Source organism: Bradyrhizobium sp. HKCCYLRH3099, from assembly GCF_051167855.1.
In the GTDB taxonomy this organism is placed as follows: Bacteria; Pseudomonadota; Alphaproteobacteria; order Rhizobiales; family Xanthobacteraceae; genus Bradyrhizobium.
The window spans coordinates 1-16,002 of the sequence record NZ_JBNPTW010000007.1; the positions used below are offsets into that span (position 1 = coordinate 1).

Consider the following 16,002-nt stretch of genomic DNA (forward strand, 5'->3'; position numbering starts at 1 on the left):
CGGGGCGTGCCGAGGCATCTCGCAAAACTCGGGCTTTCTATCATTCGCACATGATCTCGCATTCTCGCGACGCGCGGCGTCCGAGTGATCCGTCCGTTTTGCCCTCCTCATAAACGGAGGGCGCGGGGAATGCCGGGCTGCTGGCCGCAACCCATGGCCCGCCTGCAACAAGAAAAGCAGGCGGCAGTCACCACAGGTTCAGCCGAACAACCGGCATTCCCCGCGCGGCGATCTTAACGGCTGCTTCGCGTTCTCCCCGGTGCGCCGGGCTTTCTGGTCACCGTTGCGCATGATGCTTTCGCACCAGCGCGGCATCAGCGTCGGGATGCCAGGACCACGCGACTTGACCGTACGCGACGACGGCGTTCGTCGGCGCAACAAGCGCTGCGCTGCCATCGCGTTCACCGCTCCTCCCGCTCAACGTCCGTGACGACCGCGAACCGCCCCTCCTGCGAGCGGGAGATGGGACTAGAAGACCACCGAATCCGGATTAGGAAAAGCGGAATATTTGTGACGGCGGGACTGGACAGGCCAAATCAGCTTGATGCGTCAAGAGAAAATCGTTTCTGCGCGCAGCACTGGATCGCTCCAATCAACCCCCGGATGTTCAGATATCCTGAAAGAATTCGTACTGATTTGCCCGACGGGCAGTATCGTTGTTCTTATTTCGAGATTGTTCCGAGTGGTGAACATCCGAAATTCGCACTTATTAGTTCGCCTCCGGCGGCGAGGTCTCGTGCGACGGAACTGAAACAGGGGCGGAAGCAAAATTGATCCACGTCGCGCCAAACTACGGAAGACGTTTTTACCTCCTCATTCAAAAAGAGACGGTCTTGGACTCGCTGCACCAGCACTTCTCTGCGACACTTCGTGCGTCGGTCGAACAGTGATTGACAGAGGGGATTTGCATGATCGGCAACAACGGCCATGACTCCAGCGATGCGTTTTCGCGCATGAATGGAAGCCTGTTGCGCACGGTCTGCGCCTGGTTCTGTTGATGCACTGACATGACGGCCGAGGCGCGCGACGCCTCGGCACCTGGCAGGCATGGCCTGCTCATCACGCGACATCATCAAGTCAACCGAAATGTGCTGCCGAGCCGGCAGCGCAGAGGCCGGCGGCCGTCCTCATCGAGGCGGAACGGCATTCATGACGATCAGGACAAGTGAGGGAAGCCTATGACGACCAAGGATTCGTCGATCAAATTCGCCTATTGGGTGCCCAACGTTTCGGGCGGCCTCGTGATCTCCAACATCGAGCAGCGCACGAGCTGGGACATCGGCTACAACAAGAAGCTGGCGCAGATCGCAGAGGCGAGCGGGTTCGACTACGCGCTGAGCCAGATCCGCTTCACCGCCGGCTATGGCGCCGAGTATCAGCACGAGTCCGTCTCGTTCAGCCACGCGCTGCTGGAGGCGACGACGAAGCTCAAGGTGATCGCGGCGATCCTGCCCGGCCCCTGGCATCCGGCCGTCGTCGCCAAGCAGATCGCCACCATCAATCATCTCACCGAGGGGCGCGTCGCCGTCAACATCGTCAGCGGCTGGTTCCGCGGCGAGTTCGCCGCGATCGGCGAGCCCTGGCTCGATCATGACGAGCGCTACCGCCGCTCGGAGGAGTTCATCCGCGCCTTACGCGGCATCTGGACCGAGGACAATTTCAATCTGCGCGGCGACTTCTATCGCTTCACGAACTACTCGCTGAAGCCGAAGCCGATCGATCCGCAGCCGGAGATCTTCCAGGGCGGCAGCTCGCGCGCCGCCCGCGACATGGCATCGCGCGTGTCCGACTGGTACTTCACCAACGGCAACTCCGTCGAGGGCATCAAGGCGCAGGTCGACGACATCAGGGCCAAGGCGAAGGCCAACAACCATCAGGTCAAGATCGGCGTCAACGCCTTCGCCATCGCGCGGGACACCGAGGTCGAAGCACAGGCCGTGCTCAAGGACATCATCGACCACGCCAATCCCGAGGCCGTGCACGCCTTTGCACATGAGGTGGCCAATGCCGGCAAGGCCTCGCCGGAGCGCGAGGGCAATTGGGCGAAATCGACCTTCGAGGATCTCGTCCAGTACAATGACGGCTTCAAGACCAACCTGATCGGAACGCCGCAGCAGATCGCCGAGCGCATCGTCGCGCTCAAGGACGTCGGCGTCGACCTCATTCTGCTCGGCTTCCTGCATTTCCAGGAGGAGGTGGCCTATTTCGGCAAGCACGTGATCCCGCTGGTGCGCGAGCTCGAAGCCAAAGCCGCGGCCAAGGCTGGCGTGCAAGTCCAGGCGGCGGAGTAGGGCGAGCGCGATGCTGTTGAGCGGGCTTACCACTCCGCTGGATGTGCTGGCTCTGGAGACCTGGGCTCCAGGAACAGCGCGTCAAGTGCTCGCGATGGAGCAGGCCGACGCGTCGGCGCAGACTGCAGGCGAGTCGCGCGCGGTACTGCGGCTCGCCAACATCTCGCTGTCGTTCGGCGGACTCACGGCGCTCCGCGATGTCGATCTCGACGTCGCGGAGGGCGAGATCCGCGCGGTCATCGGCCCGAATGGCGCCGGCAAGAGTTCGCTGCTCAACGTCGTCAGCGGGCTGTACCGGCCGGACCAGGGCGAAGTCTGGTTCGGCGGGCATGCGTTCCGGCAGGTGCCGACGGCGCAGCTCGCGCGTCACGGCGTCGCCCGCACCTTCCAGAACCTCGCATTGTTCAAGGGACTTTCGGTCTTCGACAACGTGCTGATGGGGCTGGCGCATCGGGTCCGCGCCGGCTTCCTTCGACAGCTCGTCGGCACGCCCGCGGCGCGGCGGATCGAAGCCGACAATCGCGCGGCGGCAGAGGAGGTGATCGGCTTCCTGCATCTCCAGGAGGTCCGCGACCGCATCGCCGGCACCTTGCCTTATGGCCTGCAGAAGCGGGTCGAACTGGCGCGCGCGCTGGTCGCGCGTCCGAGGCTCCTGCTGCTCGACGAGCCCTTCGCCGGCGTCACCTTGAGCGAGAAGCAGGAGCTGGCGCAGCACGTGCGCGGCGCGCGCGACCGCTACGGCACCACCATCGTGCTGATCGAGCACGACATCGGCATCGTGATGGATCTCTCGGACCATATCGCCGTGCTCGATTACGGCCGCAAGATCGCCGACGGGCCGCCGGCCGAGATCAAGACCAACCAGGCGGTGATCGATGCCTATCTCGGCGTCGCCCACGAGGACGAGACGGAGCTCGCGATCTGATGTTCGACTACCAATTCCTGATCGAGGTGCTGGTCGGCGGCCTGCTCTCCGGGGTGATGTATTCGCTGGTCGCGATCGGCTTCGTGCTGATCTACAAAACTTCGGGCGTGCTCAATTTCGCGCAAGGGGCGATGCTGCTGTTCGCGGCGCTGACCTTCGTCAGCCTGGTCGAGCGCGGCACGCCGTTCGCGCTGGCGCTGCTGGCGACGCTCGCCATCATGGTGGCGCTCGGCATCACCATCGAGCGCGCGGTGCTGCGGCCGCTGATCAATCAGCCGCCGATCACGCTGTTCATGGCGACGCTCGGCCTGTCCTATGTGATCGAGGGCGCTGCGCAATTGCTGTGGGGCACGCAGGTCCACGGGCTCGAGATCGGCGTCAGCGACATCCCGTTCGACATCGGCGGCGTGTTCATCAGCCGCTTCGACCTGTTCGCCGCCGCCGTGGCCGGCAGCCTGGTGGCGCTGTTCACGGTGTTCTTCCGCTACACCCGGACCGGCCTCGCGTTTCGCGCGGTCGCCGATGATCAGTTCGCCGCGCTCGCGGTCGGTCTGAGATTGCCGCGGGTCTGGGCCGCGGTGTGGACAGCGGCCGGTATCGTCGCGTTGGTGGCAGGGCTGTTGTGGGGCGCGCGGCTCGGCGTGCAGTTCTCGCTGTCGCTTGTGGTGCTCAAGGCGCTGCCGGTGCTGGTGCTCGGCGGCTTCGATTCCATCACCGGCGCGATCGTCGGCGGCCTCCTAATTGGGGCGATCGAGAAGCTGGCCGAAGTCTATGTCGGGCCGTTCTTCGGCGGCGGCATTGAGGCCTGGGCAGCCTATGTCGTGGCGCTGGCGCTGCTGCTGGTGCGGCCGTCCGGCCTGTTCGGCCAGAAGCTGGTGGAGCGGGTGTGATGAGCACGATCACCGAAACCGCTGTAGCACCAGCGCGACTGTCCTGGCTCACTCCGAACCTGCTCGGCGTCGTGCTGCTGCTCCTGCTCGGCTACGGCCTCGTGCCGTGGATCGGCTCGGACTATCTGATGGACGCGGTGCTGACGCCGTTCCTGGCGCTGGCGCTGGCCGCGGTCGGGCTCAACGTGCTGACCGGCTATGCCGGCCAGGTGTCGCTGGGGTCGGCGGCATTTCTCGCGGTCGGCGCTTATGCGGCCTACAATCTCAATCTGAGATTGCCGGGCCTGCCGCTGCTCGCCGACATCGTGCTGGCCGGCGGCATCGCCGCTGCCGTCGGCATCGTGTTCGGCCTGCCGAGCCTGCGGCTGCGCGGCTTCTATCTCGCGGTCTCGACGCTGGCGGCGCAGTTCTTCGTGCAGTGGGCACTGACCAAGTTCGGCTGGTTCTCCAACGACAATGCCTCCGGCGTCATCGACGCGCCGGCGCTGCGCATCGGCAGCCTGACGTTTTCCTCGGCCACCGGCCGCTACGTGTTCTCGCTGACGATTGTGACGATCACGACCGCGCTGACGGCACGCCTGCTGGCCTCGCAGACCGGGCGCAACTTCATCGCGGTGCGCGACCACGAGGTCGCGGCCAAGGTGATCGGCGTGCCGCTGTTGCGGACGAAGCTGCTCGCCTTCGGTTTCTCGTCGTTCCTGATCGGCGTCGCCGGCGTGCTCTGGGCGTTCGCCTACCTCCGCACGGTCGAGCCGGCCGGTTTCAACCTCGATCGCTCGTTCCAGATCCTGTTCATCATCATCATCGGCGGGCTCGCCTCGCTGCGCGGCGCCTTCATCGGCGCGGCCTTCATCGTGGTGTTTCCGCTGCTGCTGTCGCGGCTCGGGGCCGCCGTGCTCGGCAGCGTGTTCGACTCCGGCGTGCTCGAGATGAGCCAGCGCATCGTGATCGGCGCGCTGATCATCGCCTTCCTGATCGCCGAGCCGCGCGGCCTGGTCGCGCTGATCGACCGTGCCGTCGCGGCAGTGCGCCGCCTCCGTTCATCCCAGTCCTGAAACAGTCACACACAAGGAGAGACACGATGACGACATTCAGACACGCAAAGCTGGCCAGGAGACTGACCTTGGGGGCGGCGCTCGCCCTCGGGCTCGTCACCAGCCTGCCGGCGCAGGCCGACGAGCAGTTCTTTCCGCTGCAGAGCTATCGGGTCGGACCGTATGCGGCGGGCGGCACCGGATTCTTCGGCGGCTTCATCGACTATCTCAATCTGATCAACATCCGCGACGGCGGCGTCAATGGCGTCAAGCTGACCTGGGACGAGGGCGAGACGCAATACGAGGTCGAGCGCGGCGTCGAGGTCTATGAGCGGCTGAAGAGCCGGCCGGGTGTCGCCGCCTGGAACCCGCTCTCCGTCGGCATCGCCTATGCGATGATCGACCGCATCGGCAAGGACAAGGTGCCGCTGATCACGATCAATCACGGCCGCACCGACTCCACCGACGGCCGCGTCTTCCCTTACGTGTTCCCGCTGCTGCTCAATCCCTACAGCGAGACCTCGGGCATCGTGAACTACATCGCCACCCGCGAAGGCGGGCCTGAGAAGCTCAAGGGCAAGAAGATCGTGGTGCTGTATCACGGCTCGCCCTACGGCAAGGAGACGATCCCGATCTACAAGCTGTTGTCGGACAAATACGGCTTCGAGCTCGAGCAGATCGAGGTCCCGCATCCCGGCAATGAGCAGCAGTCGCAATGGCTGTCGATCCGCCGCGCCAAGGCCGACTACGTCGTGCTGCGCGGCTGGGGCGTGATGAACCCGGTGGCGCTGAAGACGGCGCAGAAGACCGGCTTCCCGGTCGACCACATCATCGGCAACGTCTGGTCCAACTCCGAGGAGGACGTGATCCCGGCGGGCGACGCCGCCAAGGGCTATGTGGCGATCACCACGCAGGCCTCCGGCGCCGAATATGCGGTGCTGCAGGAGGTGATCAAGACCGTCTACGGCGCCGGCAAGGGCAATCTCGACGACAAGAAGCGCATCGGCAGCGTCTACCACAATCTCGGCATCGTGAACGGCATCCTCAACGTCGAGGCGGTCAGGATCGCGCAGGAGAAGTTCGGCAAGCGGACCCTGACCGGCGACGAGGTGCGCTGGGGCTTCGAGCATCTCCAGCTCGATCCGGCACGGGTCGAGGCGCTCGGCGCCAAGGGCCTGTTCCACTCGATCAACGTCACCTGGGACAATCACGAGGGCAATGGCCGCGTGACCTTCCAGCAATGGGACGGCGCCAAGTGGAAGGTCGTCTCCGACTGGATCTCGCCGGATTGGGCGGCGCTGCGGCCGATCATCGAGAAGTCGTCGACGGCCTACGCGCAGGAGCGCGGCATCAAGATCCGCACCTCCGGTGACGATCCGGTCGGGCAGTAAGAGCAGCATGCGCGGGGGCGGTACTCCCGCGCACTGATCGGGGCCTCATGGTTCGAGATGGCGCTGCGCGCCTCCTCACCATGAGGGTTCGGATCCCTCCGCGACTTCGGACCTCGTCCTGAGGAGCACGCCGTGAGGCGTGCGTCTCGAAGGACGGCTACGGGGCAGCTATCGGCGGGCGCTCTGCGCAGTGAAGGAGTCTTTGTCATGAGCGATGTGCTGCTGTCGGTCGAGCATCTCGCGGCGACCTATGACCAGGCGATCCGCGCGGTCAGCGACGTGTCGTTTGCGGTCCACGCCGGCGAGATCGTCGCGGTGCTCGGCGCCAATGGCGCGGGCAAGTCGACGACCCTGCAGGCGGTCTCAGCGCTGTTGCCGGCGCGGCGCGGCCAGATCACGGGTGGACGGATCAGCTATGACGGACGCGACGTGTCGTCGTCCTCGGCGGCGCAGCTGGTGCGCGCTGGCCTCGTGCCGGTGCTCGAAGGCCGGCACTGCTTCGCCTCGCTGAGCGTCGAGGAAAATCTGATCACCGGCGCGATCGGCCGTGATGCCAGACGCGGTGAGATCAGCGCGGACCTCGAACGTGTCTACGCATTGTTTCCGCAGCTCACGCGGCACCGCCGCTCGGTGGCCGGCCTCACCTCCGGCGGCGAGCAGCAGATGACGGCGATCGGCCGCGCGCTGATGTCGCGGCCGCGGCTCCTGGTGCTCGACGAGCCGTCGATGGGGCTCGCGCCGCTGGTGGTCGAAGGCATCTTCCGCGCTCTCAAGACGCTCAATGCGGAGGAGGGGCTGTCGATCCTGGTGGCCGAGCAGAACTCCACCGTGGCGCTGCGCTTCGCCGACCACGCCATCGTGCTCGAAGGCGGCTGCAGCGTGCTCGCGGGCCCCGCGCGCGAGCTCAGGCAGCGGCCGGATATCAAGCATCTCTATCTCGGCGGCGCCACCGCGCCGGCCGCGACCACCCAGGCCGTGGCCTGATTTCATTACAGCAACAGGAGACCGTTCATGGCGACCAGCACTGCCGCACGCAAGATCGAGGACAGTCCATATCCGCAGCTTGACGCCGTCGTCGCTGACGTCATCAAGGCCCATGCCGATCGCAACGACCGCGAGGGACGTTTTCCCCGCGAGAACCTGCTGGCGCTGGCCGAGGCCGGCTGGACCGGGGTGCTCAACGATATCAGTTTCGGCGGGCTCGGGCTCGGCCATGTCGACTTCGCCGAGGCCGCCTACCGCATCGGTCAGGCCGATGCCTCGACCGGGCTTGTCTATGTCATGCATGTCGGCGCGGCGCAGACCATCAATCTGTTCGGCAATGACGACCAGAAGGAGCGCTGGCTGAAAGCGAACAATGGCCGGCTGCTCGGGACCTATTCGACCAGCGAGCGCGCCACCGGCGGTCACTGGTGGTACAATCTGTCGGAGGCCGCGCGCGACGGCGAGGATTATCGCCTGAACGCCGACAAGTCGTTCACGACCAGCTCGGGCCAGGCCGACTTCTACGTCGCCCAGACCCGCAGCCCCGGCGCCAAGGACCAGGCCGACATCATCTTCTTCATCGTCGACGGCAAGGCCGAGGGCATCGAGTCCAGGCCGTGGGAGGCGCTCGGGGTGCGCGCCAATCATTCCGGCGGCATCAGCTACAAGAACGTGCACGTGCCCAAGCGCGACCGGCTCGGCGCCGAGGGGCAGGGCAAGGAGATCATCTATGACGGCGTTTCGCCGGTCTATCTGATCGGGCTCGGCGCCGTCTGGGAAGGGCTGGCGCGCGGCGTGCTCAATGCCGCGGTCGCGCACACCACTGGCTTCGTCCACAAGGACCGCAACAAGAGCCTCTCCGACTACCAGGCGATCCGGCAGGAGCTCGGCGCCGCCAAGGTGCTGGTCGAGAGCCTGCGTCCGTGGCGGATCGAGCTGGCGCACAAGCTCGATGAGCTCTGGCGCGCCGGCAAGCCGCAGAGCGAGATCCTGATCCCGCTGACCGAGTTCAAGGTGCATGCGGCTGAAGTGGCCAACAAGGTGGCCTCGACGGCGCTCACCGTGACCGGCGGCTATGGCTACCACCGCGGCCCGATCGAGCGCGCCTTCCGCGACGCCCGGGCGGCGATCGCGATGGGGCCGTCCAACATCATCGCGCGGGAGTGGATCGGCAAGGCCCAGGTCGGGCTGCCGCTCGAGCTGTTCTACGAAGGCGGGGAGTAAGTCTCGCCGATGCTGCGGCGCGGCCGCAGCATCAATCCGCCATCTCGGCGGCGTCGAGCGCGATCTCCTCGCGCTCGGCCTTCTCGGCCGGCACCGCGTTGGCGGCCTCGGCCGTTTCGAAATCGTCCTCGGCGATCTCCTTCACCTCGGCCACAGCCTCCGTCTCGACCGCCTCGGCTTCGAGCTCGGCGGCGACGACGGCTTCCGGCGTGACGTCATCATTGGCCGGCTGGGAGAACAGGTTCGGTCCGGGAATGGTCGTCGGCACCACCGGCCGCGACTTCGGCTTGTACCAGGACGAAAACTTCTGCGAGAGGCCGGCTTCGAACTCGGCGAGCGGCAGGCTGTTGCCGTCCTCGTCGGTGATCACGACGGTCCAGCCCTCGGCTTCCATGACCTGGGCATTGGCGATCACGATCAGCGCGCTTTCGCGCTGCTTGCGGATCTTCTGCTGCTCTCGCTCGGCGATCATCGTGTACGCCATGGCCACAACTCCCACACATTGACGAAGGGCGTGATGGCCCGAAGCACCATCAGGACGCCGTCACTACGCCGCGAGACTGTGAGCGTCGCTGGGCCGGATTGCGTTCGCCTAATGACAATTTGGCGGCGTCGCACAGGTTCCGTTCGGCAAAAGGAGTCGAAGATGCAACAGCCGGCAAAATAGTGGTGCAGGACCGAGGGCGCTTGTTGAAGGCGCGCGGCCCTGTGTCATCATTTGATTCTGCGGCGGCAACTGCTTCGCGACAGCAGCGCGGGCAGCGGGTGATCAGGACAAACAGCGGGCGAATTGGGGACAACGATGCGAGCTCATCTGTTCAGGATGCGGACTTGGAATGTGGCAATGGCGGGGCTTGCGTTGGCGATGGTCGCCAGCCCGCGCGCGGGCCATGCCTTCACGGAAGACGACCAGCGGCGGCTGTGCACCGGCGACGTGTTCCGGCTGTGCTCGTCGGAGATTCCCGATCGCGAGCGCATCATCGCCTGCATGGTCAAGCAGCGCGCCAGTCTCAGCGACGGCTGCCGCAGCGTGTTCGGCCGTCCGAGCGAGCGCTCGGCATCGGCGACGGTGACGCGCTGAGTTCACGCCGCTCGATCTGAACGACGACGCGCCGCCGATCGGTCGATCCGCGGCGCTCCCCATCATCTCATCGTTTGCAATGCGGCGTGGTAGGCTGGCACGGATCGACCGGCCAGGAGTTGACCCGCCATGAGCAATCGCATCCTCGTCTTCTACGGTTCCTATCGCTCGGACCGGATGGGTATCCGGCTCGCGCAGTTCGTCGTCGACGGGTTGCGCGGCAAAGGCCAGGACGTCGAACTGATCGACGCCAAGGCGGTTGGCCTGCCGATGCTCGACCGCATGTTCAAGGAATACAAGCCGGGCGAAGCCCCTGCGGCCATGGCGGAGCTCGCGGCGAAGATCCGCGCGGCCGATGGCTTCGTGTTCGTCACCGGCGAATACAATTGGGGCATGCAGCCCGGGCTGAAGAACCTCACCGACCACTTCCTCGAGGAATGGTTCTGGCGGCCGGCGGCGATCGCGAGCTATTCGGCCGGCCGGCTGTCGGGCGCCCGCGCCGCAACGGCGTGGCACGGCACGCTTTCGGAGATGGGCATGGTCGTGGTGTCGAGCACGCTCGCGGTCGGTCCGATCGGACAGGCGCTATCGGAGGACGGGACACTGGTCGGCGACGCCGGCAAGGCGCTGGCACATGCCTTCCCACGCTTTGCCGACGATCTCCTGTGGTGGGTCGAAGCGGGCAGGGAGCAGCGGGCGCGCAGGGCGCCGCCGTACTAAAGGTTGCTCTGGGTGACTGTCGCCAACTGCCTAAGATGACGATGGCAAGCGCGGCGATCTCAGTCTCACCCTCCCCTGGAGGGGGAGGGTCGCTCGCACGCGAAGCGGGCGAGCGGGGTGGGGTGAGCCGCGGACACCGGTGCAAGCGGAGAGATCACCCCACCCCGGCTCACATTCCGCTGCGCTCCATGTGAGCCGAACCTCCAGGGGAGGGTGACAGCGGGGCTGCCCTCCGATTGGATGGTCCGGCGGAGCCGGCTACCGGGTTGCGTTGGTCGGCGTCGTGGTCACCGACTGCTGCCGGCGTGGCGCCGCTGCGGTCTGGCCCTGACCCTGGCAAGGCAGCTCCTTCCAGGTCCCGTCGGGCTCCTGCTGGTAGGCCCGGCAGGGCATCGATGACGTTGCCTGCTCTTCAGGCTTGGGGGTCTGGGAGTTCTTCGCCAGTGCGGGCGCGGCCGTCGCGACGAGGGCTGCCAGCGAACCGACGAAGATCAATCGATTGATCCGCATCTCAAGGGTCCTCCTGCTCGAAGCACGCTCGATTCAGAGCCGGAATGTGGAAACTTTGAGGCAAAGTGTCTCGACGGGTTCGGTCACGCTTAAGGATCCATATCCCGGCCGCTCAGCGCGTTAACCGACCGGCCTTGCCGCGCCGTCGCAAGGCGACTGTGCCTTTATCTGGGCTGGCGTGACGCGGCCCGTGAGGCTAAGAGCGACCAACGCGCGAAAGCGCCCTCATGCCTCAGCGGCGCTCCGATCGGAGCGCTCGCGTTCGATCAACGGACGTCGCCGACGTGGCCGGCGTTCCGACATCAGCCGCGTGACCATTGATGGTGGCGCACGCCAACAGGCGGCGAGGGAGCGGTTCGCGCAGGCGGACGACTGTGCGAGCATGACGCGACCTCGATTGCCCTCTCTCATCGCGCTGCGTGCCTTCGAGGCCGTCGGCCGCAAGGGCAGCGTGCGCGCCGCCGGTGACGAGCTCGCCGTCAGCCACACCGTCGTGTCGCGTCATCTGCAGAACCTGCAGCGCAGCCTGGGCGTGGCGCTGGTGCGCGCCGAGGGCCGCGGTCTGGCGCTGACCGATGCCGGCCGGCAGTTCCACGCCGAGGTCACCCAGGCCTTCGACATCATCGCCCGCGCCACCACGCAGGTGCGCCCCGCAGCGCGGCCGACGCTGAACATCTGGTGCATTCCCGGCCTTGCCAACCGGCGGCTGCTGGCCCGGCTGCCGGAGCTGACCGGGCCGCCGCGCAATTGGGACATCAACCTGCAGCCGACGCTCGCGCATCCCGACCTCGCGCGCGGCGAGGCCGACGCCGAGATCGTCTATGCCGAAGCGACTGAGATGCGCAGTCCGCTGACGGCGGAGGCGCTGGTGCGGCCGCGCGTCTTCCCCGTGGCGAGCCCGGCCTATCTCGCGCGCTTCCCGGCGATCGCGACGTTGCCCGGTCTCGCCAAGGCGTCGCTGATCCACGAGGAGTCGACCGCGCAATGGGAGCAGTGGTTCGAACTGGCCGGCCATCCGGACCACGTCACCCTGCGCGGCCAGCGGCTGTGGCATGCGCATCTCGCGATCGAGGCCGCCAGAATCGGGCAGGGTGTCGCGCTCGCCAATGAGGTGCTGGTCGCGGATGACATGCGCAGCGGCGCGCTGATCGAGGTGATCCCGTCCACGATCCACATGGGAGCCTACCAGCTGGTCGCGCTGCGGGAGCGCTGGGACGAGCCGGCGATCGTCGCGCTGCGGGCGTGGCTGAAGAAGGTGCTCGCTCCTCAGCTGTGAGCGGCAGTCCCGGGGTCTGGTGCATTGGAGTCACCTGTCGGCGGGAACAAGCTGATTGATCGCGACCGCCACGCTCCTAGCCTGCGTCTCGACCTTTTTCCTGCGAGGAGTCGAGCCCACATGACTGCGAAGGCTGCAAACGAAGACCTGCTGGCGCGTCGGCACGAGGCCGTCGTCAGAGGCGTGAGCTACGCGACGCCGCTGTTCGCCGACCGCGCCCTCAACAGCGAAGTCTGGGATGTCGAAGGCAAGCGTTATGTCGACTTCGCCGGCGGCATCGCCGTGCTCAACACCGGCCATTGCCATCCGCATGTCGTGGCGGCGATCCGCGCCCAGCTCGACCGCTTCACCCACACCTGCTTCCAGGTGCTGCAATACGAGCCTTACGTTCGCTTGAGCGAGCGGCTGAATGCGCTGGCGCCGATCGCAGGCCCCGCCAAGTCGATCCTGCTCACGACCGGCGCCGAGGCGACCGAGAACGCCATCAAGATCGCGCGCGCTGCGACCGGGCGCAGCGGCATCATCGCCTTCACCGGCGCTTTCCACGGCCGCACCGCGCTCGCCAACGCGATGACCGGCAAGGTGATGCCCTACAAGAAGCCGTTCGGCCCGCCGCTGCCGGGCGTGTGGCACGCGCCGTTCCCGATCGCGGGCAGCAACGTCTCGGTCGAGGACACGCTGTCCTACATCAACTTCATCTTCAAGGCCGACATCGATGCCTCGCAGGTCGCGGCCATCATCATCGAGCCGGTGCAGGGCGAGGGCGGTTTCCACCAAGCGCCGCCGGAGCTGATGCGCGGGCTGCGCCGGATCTGCGATGCCAACGGCATCGTGCTGATCGCGGACGAGGTGCAGACCGGCTTCGGCCGCACCGGCAAGATGTTCGCGATGGAGCACTACGACGTTCAGCCCGACCTGATCTGTGTCGCCAAGAGCCTCGCCGGCGGCATGCCGCTGTCGGGCGTGATCGGCCGCGCTGCGATCATGGATGCGGCGGAGCCGGGCGGCCTCGGCGGCACCTATGGCGGCAATCCGCTGGCCTGCGCGGCCGCGCTCGCGGTGCTCGACGTGTTCGAGCAGGAGAAGCTACTCGACCGCGCCAACGCGATCGGCGACCGGCTGCGCGCCGCGATCACCCGTTTCTCGCGCGCCAACAATCTGGTTCCGGTTTCCGAGCCCCGCGGTCCTGGCGCGATGGTTGCATTCGACATTCTCAAGCAGCGCGGCAGCGATGAGCCGGATGCGGAGATGACCAAGCGTGTGACCCGGGTGGCGCACGAGAACGGACTCATTCTGCTATCCTGCGGCGTGACGGCGAGCACCATCCGCATCCTCGTGCCATTGACGGCGTCGGACGCGATCGTGGACGAAGGGCTCGCGATCCTGGAGAAATGCCTGGCCGCGTGACGCGGGCAGGGTGAGTTGGGAAGGCTGGAGGCTTTGCGTGACTGAAACTGCGGCGGCTGTGCCGAACGACGTGATGGAGCGGCTCGCCGCCGCTGTGGATGCCAACTTCGAGCAGCAGGTCGCCTTCCTGCAGCAACTGGTGCAGTTCCGCAGCCTGCGCGGCGAGGAAGCGCCGGTGCAGGGGTGGCTCGCGAAGGAGTTCGAAGCGCGCGGCTACAAGGTCGACCGCTTCAGCCTGGCCGATGTCGACCTGATGAAACATCCCAAGGCGGCGCCGATGGACACCATCGCGCTGGACGGCTCCAAGCAGGTCGTCGCGACGCTCGACGGCGAGGGCAAGGGCCGCAGCCTGATCCTGCAGGGACACATCGACGTGGTGCCGGAGGGGCCGACCGATCTGTGGAGCGATGCGCCTTACGAGGCGATCGTGCGCGACGGCTGGATGATCGGCCGCGGCGCGCAGGACATGAAGTCCGGCGTCTCCGCGATGATCTTCGCGCTCGACGCGATCAAGACGGCTGGCTTCGTGCCGGACGGGCGCATCCATCTGGAGACGGTCACGGAGGAGGAGAGCACCGGCAACGGCGCGCTCTCGACGTTGATGCGCGGCTACACGGCTGACGCGTGCCTGATCCCCGAACCGACCGGCCACACGCTGACGCGGGCCCAGGTCGGCGCGATCTGGTTCCGGCTGCGCGTGCGCGGCACGCCGGTGCACGTTGCCTATGCCGAGACCGGCACCAACGCGATCCTGTCGGCGATGCATCTGATCCGCGCGTTCCAGGAGCACACCAGCGAGATCAACGCGCGCGCCACCTCGAATGCGTGGTTCTCGGGCGTGAAGAATCCGATCAAGTTCAACGTCGGCATCATCAAGGGCGGCGACTGGGCGAGCTCGACGCCGGCCTGGTGCGATCTCGATTGCCGTCTCGGCGTGCTGCCCGGCGAGACGCCGGCGGAGGCAATGGCCGGCATTGAGCAGTGCCTTGCCAAGGCGCAGGCGGCCGACAGCTTCCTGTCGGAGAATCCGGTCGAGCTGGTGTGGAGCGGCTTCCAGGCCGATCCCGCGGTGTGCGAGCCCGGCAGCGCCGCCGAAGCCGCGCTCGCCGAAGTGCATGCGCGCGTGTTCGAGCAGCCGCTCGACGTGCGGCTGTCCACCGCCGTCAACGACACCCGCTACTACTCCGTCGACTACGGCATCCCCGCGCTGTGCTACGGGCCCTATGGCATCGGACCGCATGCGTTCGACGAGCGCGTCGACCTCGACAGCGTGCGCAAGACGACGCTGTCGATCGCGATGTTCGTTGCGCAATGGTGCGGGCTGCGCAAGGCATGATCACCGTCGCTTTGTTGAGCCGTCCCGGGCTGATGGATCCGATGAAGGCCGTGCTCGCCCGCGAACTGCCCGGCGTGACCGTCGCGTCGTGGCCGGAGCCGGCCGCGCGCGAGGCTGAAATCGCGGTGTGCTGGAAGCCGGAAGCGGGTGCGCTTGCGTCGATGCCGCAGCTGAAACTGATCCATGCGATCGCGGCCGGCGTCGACAACATCCTGTCCGATCCGACGGTACCGGACCTGCCGCTGTGCCGGATCGTCGATCCCGACATCACCTCGGCGATGACCGAGTTCGTTCTGTGGAGCACGCTGTACTTTCATCGCGATTTCGATCGCGTGGTGAGCAATTCGCGCGACGGCGTGTGGCAGCGCTATGAGCAGCGCGCGGCACGGGACCGCAAGGTCGGCATCCTCGGGCTCGGCGAACTCGGCGCCGCGGCGGCGTCGCGTCTGGTCGAGCTCGGCTTCACCGTGAGTGCGTGGTCGCGCTCGCCTAAGACGATCGCGGGCGTGCGCGCCTATCACGGCGCCGATGCGCTCGATGCGTTCCTGAGCGAGACGGAGATTCTGGTCTCGCTGCTGCCGCTGACAGCCTCCACCATCGGCCTGCTCAATGCCGAACGTCTGAGCCGGCTGCCCAAGGGAGCCGCGCTCGTCCTGTGCAGCCGCGGCGAGCATCTCGTGGCTGATGACCTGGTGGCGCTGTTGCGCAGCGGCCATCTGCGCGGCGCAGTGCTCGACGTGTTCGAGCAGGAGCCGCTGCCGGCGGATCATCCGCTGTGGCGCGAGCCGGGCGTGCTGGTCACACCGCACATGGCGGCGATCGCCTCCTGGGAGACGATCGCGCTGCAGGTGGCCGAGAATGCGCGGCGGCTGCTGCGCGGCGAGCCGCTGCTCAACGTTGTCGATCGCGCCCGCGGCTACTGAGCCGCCGGCG

16 protein-coding genes are annotated in these 16,002 nt (G+C 66.6%); 13 read left to right on the forward strand and 3 right to left on the reverse strand.

All coding sequences use genetic code 11. The annotated features are described in order from the left end of the window. Window positions 1-198: 198 nt before the first annotated feature. Window positions 199-396, reverse strand: coding sequence for a hypothetical protein (locus ACQR1Y_RS15805; RefSeq protein ID WP_434875840.1), 198 nt, complete (start codon window positions 394-396; stop codon window positions 199-201). Window positions 397-1,178: 782 nt separating this feature from the next. On the opposite strand from ACQR1Y_RS15805, the gene sfnG reads away from it, so the two are divergent. From sfnG to ACQR1Y_RS15840, 7 genes are all read left to right on the forward strand, one after another. Further along, window positions 1,179-2,291, forward strand: coding sequence for a dimethylsulfone monooxygenase SfnG (gene sfnG, locus ACQR1Y_RS15810; RefSeq protein WP_434875841.1), 1,113 nt, complete (start codon window positions 1,179-1,181; stop codon window positions 2,289-2,291). A gap of 10 nt (window positions 2,292-2,301) precedes the next feature. Continuing rightward, a complete protein-coding gene (locus tag ACQR1Y_RS15815; protein ID WP_434861310.1) occupies window positions 2,302-3,216 on the forward strand; it encodes an ABC transporter ATP-binding protein in 915 nt (304 codons plus the stop codon). Further along, on the forward strand, window positions 3,216-4,106 hold the full coding sequence (locus ACQR1Y_RS15820) for a branched-chain amino acid ABC transporter permease (RefSeq protein WP_434875842.1): 891 nt from the start codon (window positions 3,216-3,218) through the stop codon (window positions 4,104-4,106). Before ACQR1Y_RS15815 ends, ACQR1Y_RS15820 begins: the two co-directional genes overlap by 1 nt. Beyond that, window positions 4,106-5,161: a branched-chain amino acid ABC transporter permease gene (locus tag ACQR1Y_RS15825; protein WP_434875843.1), complete on the forward strand. Its 1,056-nt coding sequence runs from the start codon at window positions 4,106-4,108 to the stop codon at window positions 5,159-5,161. The genes ACQR1Y_RS15820 and ACQR1Y_RS15825 overlap by 1 nt, the downstream gene beginning before the upstream one ends. A gap of 26 nt (window positions 5,162-5,187) precedes the next feature. Further along, on the forward strand, window positions 5,188-6,531 hold the full coding sequence (locus ACQR1Y_RS15830; protein ID WP_434875844.1) for an ABC transporter substrate-binding protein: 1,344 nt from the start codon (window positions 5,188-5,190) through the stop codon (window positions 6,529-6,531). Window positions 6,532-6,738: 207 nt separating this feature from the next. Further along, entirely contained in the window at window positions 6,739-7,515 is a 777-nt protein-coding gene (locus ACQR1Y_RS15835) for an ABC transporter ATP-binding protein (protein ID WP_434875845.1), read from the forward strand. A gap of 27 nt (window positions 7,516-7,542) precedes the next feature. Beyond that, entirely contained in the window at window positions 7,543-8,739 is a 1,197-nt protein-coding gene (locus ACQR1Y_RS15840) for an acyl-CoA dehydrogenase family protein (protein WP_434875846.1), read from the forward strand. 31 nt (window positions 8,740-8,770) lie between these two features. On the opposite strand, the gene ACQR1Y_RS15845 is transcribed toward ACQR1Y_RS15840, so the two are convergent. Next, complete coding sequence (locus ACQR1Y_RS15845) at window positions 8,771-9,223, reverse strand: hypothetical protein (protein ID WP_434875847.1); 453 nt, start codon at window positions 9,221-9,223, stop codon at window positions 8,771-8,773. Between the two features lie 360 nt (window positions 9,224-9,583). Here ACQR1Y_RS15845 and ACQR1Y_RS15850 point away from each other — a divergent pair, with 360 nt between their 5' ends. Next, complete coding sequence (locus ACQR1Y_RS15850) at window positions 9,584-9,820, forward strand: hypothetical protein (protein WP_434861317.1); 237 nt, start codon at window positions 9,584-9,586, stop codon at window positions 9,818-9,820. Window positions 9,821-9,949: 129 nt separating this feature from the next. Further along, complete coding sequence (locus ACQR1Y_RS15855) at window positions 9,950-10,540, forward strand: NADPH-dependent FMN reductase (RefSeq protein ID WP_434875848.1); 591 nt, start codon at window positions 9,950-9,952, stop codon at window positions 10,538-10,540. Between the two features lie 258 nt (window positions 10,541-10,798). On the opposite strand, the gene ACQR1Y_RS15860 is transcribed toward ACQR1Y_RS15855, so the two are convergent. Then, window positions 10,799-11,050 (reverse strand): hypothetical protein, encoded by a 252-nt coding sequence (locus ACQR1Y_RS15860; RefSeq protein WP_434875849.1) that lies wholly within the window; start codon window positions 11,048-11,050, stop codon window positions 10,799-10,801. 382 nt (window positions 11,051-11,432) lie between these two features. On the opposite strand from ACQR1Y_RS15860, the gene ACQR1Y_RS15865 reads away from it, so the two are divergent. The 4 genes from ACQR1Y_RS15865 to ACQR1Y_RS15880 all read left to right on the forward strand — a co-directional run bounded on the left by ACQR1Y_RS15865 (window position 11,433) and on the right by ACQR1Y_RS15880 (window position 15,992). Continuing rightward, a complete protein-coding gene (locus ACQR1Y_RS15865; RefSeq protein ID WP_434861320.1) occupies window positions 11,433-12,326 on the forward strand; it encodes a LysR substrate-binding domain-containing protein in 894 nt (297 codons plus the stop codon). A gap of 120 nt (window positions 12,327-12,446) precedes the next feature. Then, window positions 12,447-13,733 carry a 4-aminobutyrate--2-oxoglutarate transaminase gene (gene gabT / locus ACQR1Y_RS15870; protein ID WP_434875850.1) on the forward strand — a complete coding sequence of 429 codons (1,287 nt, stop codon included), beginning with the start codon at window positions 12,447-12,449 and terminating at the stop codon, window positions 13,731-13,733. 37 nt (window positions 13,734-13,770) lie between these two features. Beyond that, a complete protein-coding gene (locus ACQR1Y_RS15875; RefSeq protein ID WP_434875851.1) occupies window positions 13,771-15,069 on the forward strand; it encodes an ArgE/DapE family deacylase in 1,299 nt (432 codons plus the stop codon). After that, a complete protein-coding gene (locus ACQR1Y_RS15880) occupies window positions 15,066-15,992 on the forward strand; it encodes a 2-hydroxyacid dehydrogenase (protein ID WP_434875852.1) in 927 nt (308 codons plus the stop codon). The genes ACQR1Y_RS15875 and ACQR1Y_RS15880 overlap by 4 nt, the downstream gene beginning before the upstream one ends. The last annotated feature ends 10 nt before the right edge of the window (window positions 15,993-16,002 follow it).